The sequence below is a fragment of the Clostridium sp. M62/1 genome, from assembly GCF_020736365.1.
GTDB lineage: Bacteria > Bacillota > Clostridia > Lachnospirales > Lachnospiraceae > Otoolea > Otoolea saccharolyticum_A.
In genome coordinates this window covers 1701962-1714601 of the sequence record NZ_CP085988.1, presented here as the reverse complement: position 1 = coordinate 1714601, position 12640 = coordinate 1701962, and the positions used below count along the sequence as shown (strand labels likewise).

General features: G+C 51.0%; 10 protein-coding genes. 4 read left to right on the top strand and 6 right to left on the bottom strand.

All coding sequences use genetic code 11. The features are described from left to right. Positions 1–91: 91 nt before the first annotated feature. From LK436_RS08110 to LK436_RS08095, 4 genes are all read right to left on the bottom strand, one after another. Positions 92–1030 (bottom strand): transporter substrate-binding domain-containing protein, encoded by a 939-nt coding sequence (locus LK436_RS08110; RefSeq protein ID WP_021965836.1) that lies wholly within the window; start codon positions 1028–1030, stop codon positions 92–94. Positions 1031–1371: 341 nt separating this feature from the next. After that, positions 1372–1755, bottom strand: a complete 384-nt coding sequence (locus LK436_RS08105) for a VOC family protein (protein ID WP_008395691.1) — start codon at positions 1753–1755, stop codon at positions 1372–1374. A gap of 27 nt (positions 1756–1782) precedes the next feature. Then, on the bottom strand, positions 1783–3171 hold the full coding sequence (locus LK436_RS08100; RefSeq protein ID WP_044930740.1) for an MATE family efflux transporter: 1389 nt from the start codon (positions 3169–3171) through the stop codon (positions 1783–1785). Positions 3172–3296: 125 nt separating this feature from the next. Continuing rightward, positions 3297–4946: a putative polysaccharide biosynthesis protein gene (locus LK436_RS08095; protein ID WP_008395694.1), complete on the bottom strand. Its 1650-nt coding sequence runs from the start codon at positions 4944–4946 to the stop codon at positions 3297–3299. 447 nt (positions 4947–5393) lie between these two features. Between LK436_RS08095 and LK436_RS08090 the strand changes: the two genes are divergently transcribed. From LK436_RS08090 to LK436_RS08080, 3 genes are all read left to right on the top strand, one after another. Beyond that, a complete protein-coding gene (locus LK436_RS08090) occupies positions 5394–7031 on the top strand; it encodes a Na/Pi cotransporter family protein (protein ID WP_008395697.1) in 1638 nt (545 codons plus the stop codon). Positions 7032–7074: 43 nt separating this feature from the next. Then, positions 7075–8205: a sporulation integral membrane protein YtvI gene (gene ytvI, locus LK436_RS08085; protein ID WP_008395698.1), complete on the top strand. Its 1131-nt coding sequence runs from the start codon at positions 7075–7077 to the stop codon at positions 8203–8205. 187 nt (positions 8206–8392) lie between these two features. Next, positions 8393–9301 (top strand): DUF4397 domain-containing protein, encoded by a 909-nt coding sequence (locus LK436_RS08080; protein WP_008395699.1) that lies wholly within the window; start codon positions 8393–8395, stop codon positions 9299–9301. A 76-nt stretch (positions 9302–9377) separates the two neighbouring features. On the opposite strand, the gene LK436_RS08075 is transcribed toward LK436_RS08080, so the two are convergent. Together LK436_RS08075 and LK436_RS08070 are read right to left on the bottom strand one after the other, a co-directional pair. Continuing rightward, entirely contained in the window at positions 9378–10493 is a 1116-nt protein-coding gene (locus tag LK436_RS08075) for an FUSC family protein (protein ID WP_008395701.1), read from the bottom strand. Next, on the bottom strand, positions 10480–11013 hold the full coding sequence (locus LK436_RS08070; protein ID WP_008395702.1) for a MarR family winged helix-turn-helix transcriptional regulator: 534 nt from the start codon (positions 11011–11013) through the stop codon (positions 10480–10482). Before LK436_RS08070 ends, LK436_RS08075 begins: the two co-directional genes overlap by 14 nt. Positions 11014–11498: 485 nt before the next feature. Here LK436_RS08070 and LK436_RS08065 point away from each other — a divergent pair, with 485 nt between their 5' ends. Continuing rightward, entirely contained in the window at positions 11499–12632 is a 1134-nt protein-coding gene (locus LK436_RS08065; protein ID WP_008395705.1) for an ABC transporter substrate-binding protein, read from the top strand. Positions 12633–12640: the final 8 nt, after the last annotated feature.

Genomic DNA, 12640 nt, shown 5'->3' with positions numbered 1-12640 from the left:
GAACTATTTTCTCAATCAAAACTATCTCTCCCCGCCTGTTTCCTTCCGGCGCTTATTTCTGTTTTTTCCTGTTTCCGCTTTCAGCTGACGCCTAGTTCATATCGATTCCGAGAGCTTCGGCCTTCTCCACAGCTTCTTTATGCCACTCTGTGTAGAGATCCTGCTCCATCACCTCATCGACTGCCTCGTTGATGACTTCCAGAAGAGCCTCCTCGCCCTTGGGAACTGCGATTACATTTCCGTCGTCATCTGTCTCAAACCAGAAATCAGAGAACTGAAGCTCCGGGTAATTGGCAATCATGGTCTCTCCCACAGAGGTTGCCACAGCTACCGCGTCCACCTTGTCTGTCTGAAGCATCATCACTCCGTCATTGACATTTGTGATTGTCTCCATCTGCGCATCCGGAAGCTGTTCCTGCACCAGTGACTGCTGAAGCGCTCCGTTCTGGGCCGCCACCTTCTTCCCGGCAAAGCTCTCTGCCGTGTTGAGTGTATCGGCGTCCTCTGCCAGAATCAAAATTCCCTGTGTGCTGGGCTGCTCTCCTCTGTCGTAATCGTACTTATTGGAAAGGCCCATGCTCTGCGCCCTGTCCTCTGTGTAAGAGAAGCCGGAAATCGCCATATCCACGGAACCGGAGGTGACGGCTGCCTGAACTGCTGCGAAATCCATCGCCTGAATTTCCAGCTCAACGCCCAGCTTTTCTGCAATATATTTTCCAAGCTCGATGTCGCATCCCACATACTCCATCTTTCCGGAGCTGATATCCTTAAACTCGAACGGTGCAAAATCCGGGCTCGTGGCCATTACGATCTTTCCTGATTCTTTAATCTTCGCAAGACGTCCCTCGGAAGCTGCATCCGCTTTCTCTGTCTCACCTGCTGCTGCAGTGCCGGCCGTCTCCCCGGCTGCCTGTGTATCTGCCTTTGACGCCTCTGTAGCTGCCGTCTGTGAACCGCCGGAGCATGCTGTCAGAGATGCTGCTGCCACCAGACCTGCGATTGTAAGAACTGCCGTATGTTTCATTTTCATAATCATATCCTCCTCATTTACAAAACTAATTTTTATACATTTAATTTGCATATATATGTAAGATGATATGTATGATACCGCTTAAAATACGATTTGTCAATAATAATTTTAATATTTTTATGTATTTTTATTCATTCATTTTTGCCATTATTCTTCCTTTTCCTCCCTTTTCGCCCTCTTTTTGCTGTCTCAGAAGCAAAGCAGGCAGGCCGCATCAGTTCCCCGCCCTCTCATGGGTGAAGGCCTTTTTCTTCGCTTCGCGCCGGCTGGGGCTGCGAAGCGGCAGCCTTTATGCGGGCGAGTGCGCATCCAAAGCGAAGCGTGTCCTGCACTTTTTAATTTTACACCGTAATTTCAATCTGGTTGTCCTCAAAGCCCAGCACACAGCTCTCATAATAGCCGTCTCCGGTTACTCTGGGGCCGCTCAGCACCTCATAGCCTGCCCCGGCCAGCTCTTCTGTCAGACGATCCACCGCCTCCCTGCTCCCGGCGCTGAAGGCCAGGTGGATATAGCCGGTGCGCATGAGCCCCTTCTCCCTATCTTCCATCTCCGGGCGGCTCATAATCTCTACCCTTGCTCCGTCTCCGAAGGAGAGAAAGTACGTCTTAAGACCCGTCCTGGGATTGTGGTACGCCTCGCCTGCCTCAGCCCCAAAGAAACGGGTAAAAAACTCTCTGGCCCCTTCCAGATCCCTCACGTATAATGCAATATGCTCCACTTTCATACTTATTCCTCCTGATAAACCATTTCCTTATTTACTCAGCTGTCCTGCTGTGTATTTTTCCTCATTCTCCTCAAAGTTCTTTTTCATCCTCCTCAGGCAGTGGGAGAAGGCGGGAATCAGGAAAATATCCGCAAACACCCAGGCAAGGGGACTTCCAAAGCAGGCTGCTATATAGCCGAATACAGGGACCAGGAAAAGTCCCACAAGACCTCTGGCAGCCATCTCGAACACACCTGCCAGAATGGCGAAGGTACTGTAGCCCATCCCCTGAATGGCAAAGCGCACTACATTGACAAAGACGAGAGGTATGTAAAAAGCACTGTTGGCAGTCAGAAACAGGGAGACGCGGCTGATCGTCTCCGTTTCCCCTGCGTCCATAAACAGAAGCGCTATCTTTCCGCTGAACAGAAGCAGCACAAGAAAGGCAGCCGCAGAATAGATACAGCCGATGACAGACGCACTCTTTACTCCCTGTCTGATCCGCTCCAGCTTCTTTGCCCCCACATTCTGTCCCGCATAGGTGGCCATGGTACCGCCCAGGGCATCGAACGGACAGCAGAAAAACAGGCTGACCTTGCTTCCTGCAGCCACCGCCGCCACTGCCATGGAGCCTAAGGTATTCACAGAGGCCTGAAGGATCACGCTTCCAATGGCAGTGATGGAATATTGAAGCCCCATGGGGATTCCCATTTTGCAGAGAATTTTCATAATCTGGCCATCTATCTTCCGCTCGTCCTTCTGAAGCCTCAGAATCTCGAAATGCTTCTTCATATAGAGGAGGCACAGGACACCGGAGACTCCCTGGGAGATCACCGTCGCCCAGGCAGCCCCGGCAGGACCCATTTTAAGGACAATGATCGTAAACAGATCAAGGACTATATTAATCACGGAGGACAGCAGGAGGAAATAGACCGGTGTGCGGCTGTCCCCCAGAGAGCGGATAATGCCGGCTGTCATATTGTAAAGATAGGTCACCGGAATTCCCGCAAATATAATAAAGATGTAGCTGTGCGCCTGGTCAATAATGTCCTCCGGCGTCTGCATCCAGAGAAGGATCCTGCGGCAGAGCACGCAGACCGTGACAGCCATTGCTGCAGAAAAAAACAGGGACAGCCAGGCCGCGTTTGCCGCAAACTTTCTAAGCCCTCGATAATCTCCTGCCCCGAATCTCTGGGCCACCGGAATGGCAAATCCGCTGCACACTCCGGTACAGAAGCCGATAATCATAAAATTAATAGAGCCGGTGGAACCGACGGCGGCTAAGGCCTTCACGCCCAGATACTTTCCCACGATAATTGTATCTACCATGCTGTAGAACTGCTGGAACAAAAGTCCCAGAAGCATAGGAACCGCAAATCCCAGAATGAGTTTAAAGGGCGAACCTGTCGTCATATCCCTTATTTCGCTTTTTGCCATGTTCTTCATTTCCTTCCTGTCCGTTTTTCTTCCATAGCGATTATCCCCCGCATTTTGTCCGCCGGCCCGACGCCTGCCGTGATTTTCTATTCACACTTCCCATTTCAAAGGCTTATCTTAAAGGTTTATCTCATAAAGCGCAGAAGCAGCCGCCCCATGGGCATGCCTCTCAGCTCCTTCTCACTGACTGCCCTGGTGACCACAAGCAGCCAGCCGTAGAGAAGGGCCCCGACGCCTGCAGCAGCCAGAACTCCCAGAGTATTGGAGGGCACAAAATGGCAGATTCCCTCATAGACCAGGCGGGCTGCAGCCCCCATAACTGCAGAGCAGGCGAGAGGCAGAAGGAAGGTAGTTTTCACCTCCTGCCTGTACCGGAGCGTCCGGCCGATAGAAACCCAGTTTAAAATGCAGACCGCCAGGGCAAAGGTCACATTTCCTATCACAAGCCCGTATACTCCCCAGTTCAGACGCTCTAACATCACATAGACAAAAACCACATGGATCGCCAGGGAGACAGCCGAGTGGGTCACTGATTTTCTCATCTGGTCAATGCCCTGAAGCACCGCGTTTGTCACCGTGGAAAGGGAGAAGAAAATTACGGCACAGGAACCTAACATCAAAAGATCCGAAGTCATTTTTCTGCCGTCTGCGAATACCAGACGCATGATCGGGGAGGAGAGGGCAAACATGCCAGCCGCGCAGGGGATGGCCAAAAGCATATTGAATTTGATGGTCATGTAGATTTTTTCCTTTACCTCCCCGGGCCGCTTCATGACACGGGACGCCACAATGCTCGGGATCATGGACGCTCCCAGAGAGGATGCGATAGCCACAGGCACATTGGTGAGAAGCCTGTATTTTCCGCCGTAGATTCCCAGCAGGGAAAGCCGTTCTGCCTCGCTAAGGCCCTTCCCTCCCATAATAATGCCAAACATGGAATTGTCCACCGAACCGCTCAGCTGGTAGACAAACTGGCTCATAATGATGGGGACAAAGGTCAGAAGCAGAAGCTTCATAATCTCTCCGTATCCGGAAACGTCCTCCCGATCTCCCCTCTCCTTCTGTGCTCCCGATCCCTTGGCCGCTCTCCAGTAGCCTCCGGCATTTCCGTGAGATTTCGCCATCCAGAATGCCAGAATAATGAAAGCAGCCAGCGCTCCCACCAGAGTTCCCAGGGTTCCCCCTGCGGCTCCGCAGGAGGCTGGATTCTCAGTTCCTGCATAGCGGTTCATAAAATCCCAGGAGGCCCAGATACTCACAGCCGCATGCACCACCTGCTCTGCCACCTGGGATACGGAGGTGGGGATCATATTGCCGTGGCCCTGGAAGAATCCCCGAAACACTCCCATCACTGCAAAGACGAGAATGGTAGGAGCCATCACGCGCAGCGGCAGGGCGCTTCCCGGACTGTTAAAAATGCCCGAGGCGATCCAGTCTGCACAGAGAATCAGAAATGCGCTCATCACTCCGCCTGCAAACACCCCCACAAAGATGCCGCAGCAGAACACACGTCCTGCATCCCGTCTTCTTCCCTCCTGCTCCTTCTTCGCAATCAGCTTTGATACCGCCAAAGGAAGACTGTAGGAGGAAAGGATCAGACCAATATTATAAATTTCGTAGGCGGTATTATAGTATCCAATCCCTTCATCTCCCAGAATCCGTGTCATGGGGATTTTGTAGAGCAGACCAATCAGCCGCACCAGAATCCCTGCGGCTGCCAGAATGCTGCCCTGGAGCAGAAAGTTTCCGCCAGCCTGTCCCTTTTTTTCATTCATATGTTTATTCTCCTCTGTTCATTGCCAACTTTAAAGCACAAAAAGCGCAAAAACCGCCCTTATTTTACTACATCTTCCGCAAAATTCCTAGACCGTGTTTAAAAATTGCGTTCATTCCCGTAACTTGGGGCTGTCTCCATCCGGCGGGAGGCTGTACGGCGTCATCTCTCCACAGGAAATTTTCTGTATTCTTCCGGGCAATTTTCAGTTAATTTATATCCGGCAGGTTTAAAATTAATACTTCTATATTTTTAAAAATTCTTCTTGTCTTTTGGGCCGCTTTTTCATATGATTAAGTGGGTGTATTTCGACATTTTTCCGCCTTTTCGCAGCGGATATTCTGCATGTTTCTGAATCTGAAAACAGCAGTCAAGCTGCAGGGCGGACAAGCGGAAATTCACCTGGATTTTCACTTTAAATGAATATTTCAGGAGGAAAACAGTTATTATGAATGTAACAGACCTACTTGGCCTTCTCGGAGGCCTGGCTCTCTTTCTCTACGGAATGCAGATGATGAGCGCCGGACTGGAAGACGCGGCAGGCAACCGGATGAAGCAGATCCTGGAACGCCTTACGGCCAACCGCTTTCTCGGCGTGGCGGTAGGCGCCGGAATCACCGCTGTCATTCAGTCGTCCTCAGCCACTACCGTCATGGTTGTCGGATTTGTAAATTCCGGCATGATGACGCTGAAGCAGGCAGTATGGATTATCATGGGAGCAAACATTGGAACTACCATCACGGGCCAGCTCATTGCCCTCGACGTGGGAGCGCTGGCACCGCTCTTCGCCTTTGTGGGAGTTGTGTTCATTGTATTTGTAAAAAAGGTCATCTTCCACCATTACGGTCAAATCATTGCCGGACTGGGTATCCTGTTCATAGGAATGGAGATGATGAGCTCAGCCATGATGCCTCTTCGCGATTCAGCGGCTTTCGTGGATCTGGTGTCCAACTTCAGCAACCCGTTTATCGGCATACTGGCCGGAGCCGTCTTCACTGCTCTGATCCAGTCCTCCTCCGCTTCCGTAGGTATCCTTCAGGCCTTGGCTGTCAGCGGAGTTATCGGACTTCCAACTGCAGTGTACGTTCTCTTTGGCCAGAACATCGGAACCTGTATTACAGCCGTCCTGGCCTCCATCGGAACCAGCCGGAATGCAAAGCGTACTACTGTGATCCATCTGATGTTTAATATCATCGGAACTGCCCTCTTCACTGCTGTCTGTATGGCCACGCCTCTTACAGCCTTTATGGTGTCGCTGACTCCCGATAACCCTGCGGCTCAGATTGCCAATATGCACACGCTGTTCAACATTGTCACAACGCTGCTGCTTCTCCCCTTTGGAACTTACCTGGCAGAGCTGGCCACAAAAATCCTTCCGGATCGCGGAGCAGAGGATACAGACATGATGCATCTTGCCTACATACATCCAATGGAGTCCTCAAAGGATCATCAGATCGGTTCCTCCGCTATCGTAATCGGAAGTGTCCGCCGGGAGCTTGGCCGTATGGCTTCCATGGCTGCCGATAACGTAAGCCGCAGCTTCCAGGCTGTGATCGACGGAACTCCTGACTCACTGCCCCAGGTGGAGGAGACAGAGGAGTACATTGATTTCCTGAACAAGGAGATTTCCAAGTACATCTCCCATTCCATTGCCTTTGAGGCCAATGAAAAGGACTCCGCTCTCATCAGCGCTTTCTTCAAGATTTCAGGAAACCTGGAGCGAATCGGCGATCACGCAGTCAATATCTGCGAATACACAAAGCGGATGCAGGAAAAGAGGATCTCTTTTTCCGAGCAGGCCAAAAACGAAATTTCCCAGATGCAGGCTGTCTGTGCCTCTTCCATGAAGCTGCTTCTCTCCATGGAGGAGTTATCCGTATCTATTCTCTCTGAAGTGGCTGCCCTGGAGCAGAAGATCGATGATATGACGGATCTGTTCCGCCAGAACCAGTTTAAACGCATGCAGAAGGGAACCTGTTCAGACGAAGCGTGCATCCTCTATTCTGAAATGCTCACAGACTTTGAGCGGATCGGAGATCACATGCTGAATATCGGACAGGAGCTGGCCCTCTCTTCACCAGAATAAAGGGGCAGGGCTGCAGCTTTTTATTATCTCAGAAAGGACTTACATGGAAATACAGAAACGCAAGAATTTCATTATTAATTTTTTATATTTCACTATCATACTTCTGGCCGCCTTCATTCTCATCAAATACGGCCTTCCCATGGTCGCTCCGTTTGCGGCAGGGTTTGTCATCGCCTATCTTCTCCGCACTCCGGTCTGCTTTCTGTCCAAGCGGCTGCGGATGAAAAAGAAGGCTGCGGCAGTCCTCACTGTGCTGGTTTTTTACTGCACGGTCGGCCTTTTGATCTTTCTCATGAGCGTCAAGGCATTTTCGGCTGTAAAAGGTTTTCTGTTTAATCTTCCTGCCCTTTACGCCGCCCATGTGGAGCCGATTTTAAGCGATATCTACAGCGGAATTGAACAGTCCTTTCTCCACATGGATCCTGCGCTCTTAACGGCCCTCGAGGAGTTGATGACTCAGTTTTCCCAGTCTCTCGGACAGATGGTTTCAAGCCTTTCCAGACTTGCCATGGGCTATGTGTCCGGTGTGGCCTCCTCCCTGCCGGGAATTTTTATCAGCCTTTTGCTGTTAATTATTTCCACCTTTTTTATTTCTGCAGACTACGATCGGCTGACCGGTTTCTGTCTGCTTCAGCTGGATGAGAAAAGGCGGGAGATATTTTTGCTCATTAAGGAATATGTGGTGGGAACGCTGTTTGTCTGTATCCGCTCCTATGCTCTGATTATGAGCATTACCTTTCTGGAGCTCTCTATCGGGCTGACTGTGGTGGGAGTGGAAAATTCCATTTTCATCGCCTTCCTGATCGCTATCTTCGATATTCTTCCGGTTCTGGGAACCGGAGGCGTTATGATCCCCTGGATCGTTCTGGAGGCGCTCAAGATGAATTTTTCCATGGCTCTGGCCCTGCTTCTTGTCTACCTCTTTGTCACGGTAGTCAGAAATATCATCGAGCCAAAAATCGTCGGCGCCCAGATTGGGCTTCACCCGGTTGTCACCCTGTCCAGCATGTTTGTAGGCGCGCAGCTTTTCGGTGTTCTGGGCCTGTTCGGTTTCCCTATCTGTCTGTCCCTGCTGCGCTATCTCAATGAAAACGGAGTAATCCGGCTGTTTCGGATGGAGGAAAACACGAACAGCCGCCAGGACAGGGGAAACGCATCTGATAAAAAAATCTGACAGGATCTGATCCACTGCCGGCTGGAGCTGCAGCGCTCCGCCCGGCAGTTTTTTCTGCTTTCTCCCCCCAGCCGGTTCCCCTGTTTAAACGTTTCCTTACTGTTTTTCTTTTTTTGCCCCCTCCCGTCACCTTTCGGTCTTCCGGTGAATATTCTGTTACATAAGAAATCATCGGAGGATTCTGTCCATGAAAGAAGTTCCCTATTCTTTATCCTTAAAAGTTCAGGAAATGGAAGAAGTCGATCCCGACTTCTCTATGCCAGGCGGCTCGTCCATTCCGCCGTTTGACGAAGAGATCGATCCTGGCTTCTCCGTCACACCGGAAGAGCCCACCACACCTTCGACTCCATCTACGCCTTCTACGCCCAGCATACCCTCGACACCTTCTACGCCCAGCATACCCTCGACACCAGTGTATCCTTCTACACCATCCATTCCCTCTACCCCTACTGTTCCCAGCATCCCGTCCACAGGTCAGATTCCCATCTATCCCTGTCTGTTCTGTGGGGGGGATCCCTGGATAGCTGGAGCCATCCGCCTTCTGAATACTGCTGTGGGCTACAACTCTCTGCGCATTTACATCGATGGGATGCTTGCCGCTACTGCTCTGGATTTTGCTCAGCTGACGGGCTACAGACGCATATCCCGCGGCTACCACACCTTCCTGGCTGTCGATGAAGCCCAGAACATAAGCACTTCAAAGTCTATCTATATTGACAGCGGAATGGCCACGATTGCGTTCACAAACGGACCGGCCGGCCTTAACATCCTCTCAATTCCGGATCCGTCCTGCCCGGCTTCATTCCCCGGCGGATGCCTGCGAGTCTGCAATCTGGCCTGGTACAGCGGAAATCTCAACGTATCCGTGGGCAATCTTACCTTCCAGTCCGTCTCCTTCGGTCAGCCCACTTCCTTCAGCAGCCTGAATTCCGGCAGCTATCCGCTTCGGATTTCCCGCTCTGAACGCCCGGGAAATACCCTTATCTCTTCCACCCTGCGCATAACCTCCGGGCGCATTCACACTCTCTATGTCTTTAACTGGAATCCTTCACCAGATACCATCCAGACCCTTCTCACTTCGGACAGGAGAGGATAAGAACCGTCTGCCGTCATAGGGCTGTTCCAAATCATCAGAATTCTGACAAAATGGGGGAGGCAGGGAAGAAAGCTTCTTACCCGGCCTCCCCGGCCGGTCCCTGATTTTCTCTCTGCATGCTGTCAGCTTCTCTTTTTTTCAGGCGTTCCAGCAGGGCGCAGACTGCCCGGACTGCCTTTTCATACACCTTGAAAAACAGCAGGCCAAAGGCAATCCCCAACAAATTGTTTACAATGCGGACAGATACCGCCGCTGAAAGGCCATAGGTACCGGCTGCCATAAGCAAAGCTCCAAAGCAATTTAAGACAGTCTTGGCAAAATAGCTGGAACAAATCCCCAGGCACAGTCCGGCTGCAGGGCCTACCATGAACAAAAAAGACTCCGGAATGTGCCGGTAAACAGCAGCAAACAGCAGGGAGCCCAGAACAATTCCTCCTGCTCTTTCCGCCAGTCTCCCCCTCAGATTGACCGGATAAGAAGAAAGGAGGGAGGAGCAGGCAAAGCCTGCCCACATAAATCTGTTCAAATTCAGGGCTCTGTTCAACAGAAACAAAAGACTTAATCCAAGAGCCAGCCGAAGCTGCCACTGACATTTTGGATCGTAAATGCTCATGCGGCCGACGACATGCAGAAATGATACATTTTTATGCTTCTTACGGTGCCTGAAGAACAAGAGCGCCCCGCATAATCCAAAACCGACAAGTGCCATCATGGCACGGCCGGCAAGAGCAGAGCCCTCGACTGGATTTCCGGCCAGAAAGATATATCCAAACAGATAAAGTCCTCCGTTCCCCATCTCAGGGTATTCACACGTAATCACAAGAATCAGGGAAAGGGATATAAAATGAACTGCAAAGCCTGCCAGAGGGCCTAGGTGCTGGGCATACACCGGAGAGACCGTCAAAATTCCAAAGACTGCTGCCAGATTGATCACGGAATGCTTTGCCTTGTATCCGAAACTGACAAAGCGAATGCTGAGCAGGATGCAGAAAATTATGACAGCCATGGAGCTGTTTTCCTGTCCAAACACTGATGTGAGAAACAAAATAAAGACAATAGCAAAGGCAACAAGCAGCACGTCCCGCACGAGAAGAGCGGTCATAAACCAGAGCCGTTCCCTGCCGTCAGGCGCTTTTTTAATCCTGTCTTTCAGTACTGCCGGATCCAGCTGAAGTGCATCATAAAACCTCATTTTCCTCCCCCTTCTCACTGCTTTCTGCCTGTTTTTTCTCCCTTTCCTGTTCTGCCTTCGAAAGAAGCCAGTTGGCTTGTTCAATCAGGGCCAGCAGCTCTCTGGTTTTCTCCCCCATCTCTCTTTCAAGTCGGTACAAAGGTCCCAAAAACAAACCGCAGTCCTTCTTCAGAAGCTCTTCCCCCCTCTCTGTGAGAGTAATCAGGACACTTCTGGCATCAGACAGAAGTTTTTTTCTCCTGATACACCCCTTCGCCTCCAGAGAGCGAAGCGTTCGGCTGACTGCTTCAAGCTTCATACCAGTTGCCCTGCTGAGTCTCATAGGTGTTGTCTCACTCTCCAGACTCACCACTGCAAGTACTTCCATCTCCCCCATCGTTAACTCCCTGTTCTGCTGCTGTTTTGTCATATTTCTGGAAAAGCAGTGAATCTGCTGCATCCATTTCCACATCACCCGCCAATCCGGTGAAGCGCTGCGGCCATCCGGACTTTCCACATTGCGTTCTCCTGCGTCCTTCATAATCTTCCCTCCTGGAATCTGTTTTTCTAATTAACGGGATAAATCCCTTTTCTGTCTGCCGACTGCCGACTGATTTATCTGAAGATGCAAACTGCTGTCTCTGCTCTTCACGAAAGGCAATTTCCGCCAGGCCATTTAATTAACATTGTTAATTATATTTTTCTTCTCTTGCCCTGTCAACTACATTTTCCTCTGACTTTGGACTGCTCTGACCTTTCTCTTGTGTTGTGTTTTTCTGTCTTTCCAGTCCTTTACCCACTCTTCTCTGCTTTTCCCGGCTTTTCAGAAGCCTCGGGAGCAGAATCAAGTTTCCACCGCAGCTTTTTCAGAACCTGCAGTGTCTGACAGGCTGAAATATTGATATTTATTCCGATTTCCTGTATACTTACAGTCAGCACAGGCTGCCTTTAGCTGTGCCCGATAACGAAAATTCATAATTATAACTCTATTAATTTATGGCTTTATGAGAGAAAGAGGAAAATTAAATGAAAAGCAGAAGATTTCTTCATTATTTAACTACGGACAACTCCAGGGGAGGCAACAGGGCTGCCAGACGTTTCGTCTCCGTCTCTGCGGCTCTGGCCATGACGGCGGCTCTGGCCGGCTGCTCTGCATCAGGCTCCCGGAATGTCTCAGAGACCACAGGCCAGACAGAGGCTGAGAGTGTAAGTGAGGCTTCCTCTGAACAGAGTCAGGAAACGGAAGTCTCACAGAGCCGCGACCTGATCCGTGTCGGTTCCCTGAAAGGCCCGACTTCCATGGGACTTGTCCACATGATGAATGATGAGAGCCTTTCGGAAACCTATGACTTTACTATGGCAGCCGCGGCTGACGAGCTTTTGGCTTCCATGGTATCCGGAGAGCTGGACATTGCCCTGCTGCCGGCTAACGCGGCCAGTGTTCTCTACAATAAAACGGAGGGCAAAATCCAGGTTATTGATATCAACACCCTGGGCGTCCTGTACCTGGTTTCCGGCGATCCTTCTATCACCTCCTGGGCTGATCTGGCCGGAAAGACTGTCTATCTTACAGGAAAGGGAACTACCCCGGACTATGTTCTCCAGTATCTCTTAAGAGAGCAGGCTGCTGCCAATGGTTTTGATGCCGGCGACGTAAAGCTGGAATACAAGTCAGAGGCTACCGAAATCGCCTCCCTCCTCAGTGAAAATCCAGACGCCGTCGGCCTTCTTCCTCAGCCGTTTGCCACGGTTGCCATGAGCCAGAACGAGGCTCTGAGGCTCGTCTTTGACATGACCTCAGAGTGGGATAAGGTCCAGGGTGAGGGCGGCAGCCGGCTGGTGACAGGGGTCACTGTGGTGAGCGACAGTCTGATTGAGACAAACTCGGAGGCTGTCGCAGAATTTCTGGATGCCCACGAGGAATCTGCCGCACTGGCTTTGTCGGAGCCTGATGAAACGGCAGCCCTCGTCGTCAAGGAGGGTATCATCGAGAAAGAGCCTGTGGCCAAAAAAGCCCTTCCCTACTGCAGTATTGTGTATATTGAGGGCGAGGAGATGAAATCCGCCCTGTCCGGTTATCTGGAGGTTCTCTTTGAGCAGGATCCAAAATCTGTAGGCGGCGCGCTTCCAGGCGATGATTTCTACTATCTGGCCCAGTAAGCGGGAGG

What these genes read in the sequence shown, in the direction of transcription:
- LK436_RS08110 (WP_021965836.1), bottom strand. Translation starts at nt 1,030, where the DNA reads ATGAAAATGAAACATACGGCAGTTCTTACAATCGCAGGTCTGGTGGCA.
- LK436_RS08105 (WP_008395691.1), bottom strand. Translation starts at nt 1,755, where the DNA reads ATGAAAGTGGAGCATATTGCATTATACGTGAGGGATCTGGAAGGGGCC.
- LK436_RS08100 (WP_044930740.1), bottom strand. Translation starts at nt 3,171, where the DNA reads ATGGCAAAAAGCGAAATAAGGGATATGACGACAGGTTCGCCCTTTAAA.
- LK436_RS08095 (WP_008395694.1), bottom strand. Translation starts at nt 4,946, where the DNA reads ATGAATGAAAAAAAGGGACAGGCTGGCGGAAACTTTCTGCTCCAGGGC.
- LK436_RS08090 (WP_008395697.1), top strand. Translation starts at nt 5,394, where the DNA reads ATGAATGTAACAGACCTACTTGGCCTTCTCGGAGGCCTGGCTCTCTTT.
- ytvI (WP_008395698.1), top strand. Translation starts at nt 7,075, where the DNA reads ATGGAAATACAGAAACGCAAGAATTTCATTATTAATTTTTTATATTTC.
- LK436_RS08080 (WP_008395699.1), top strand. Translation starts at nt 8,393, where the DNA reads ATGAAAGAAGTTCCCTATTCTTTATCCTTAAAAGTTCAGGAAATGGAA.
- LK436_RS08075 (WP_008395701.1), bottom strand. Translation starts at nt 10,493, where the DNA reads ATGAGGTTTTATGATGCACTTCAGCTGGATCCGGCAGTACTGAAAGAC.
- LK436_RS08070 (WP_008395702.1), bottom strand. Translation starts at nt 11,013, where the DNA reads ATGAAGGACGCAGGAGAACGCAATGTGGAAAGTCCGGATGGCCGCAGC.
- LK436_RS08065 (WP_008395705.1), top strand. Translation starts at nt 11,499, where the DNA reads ATGAAAAGCAGAAGATTTCTTCATTATTTAACTACGGACAACTCCAGG.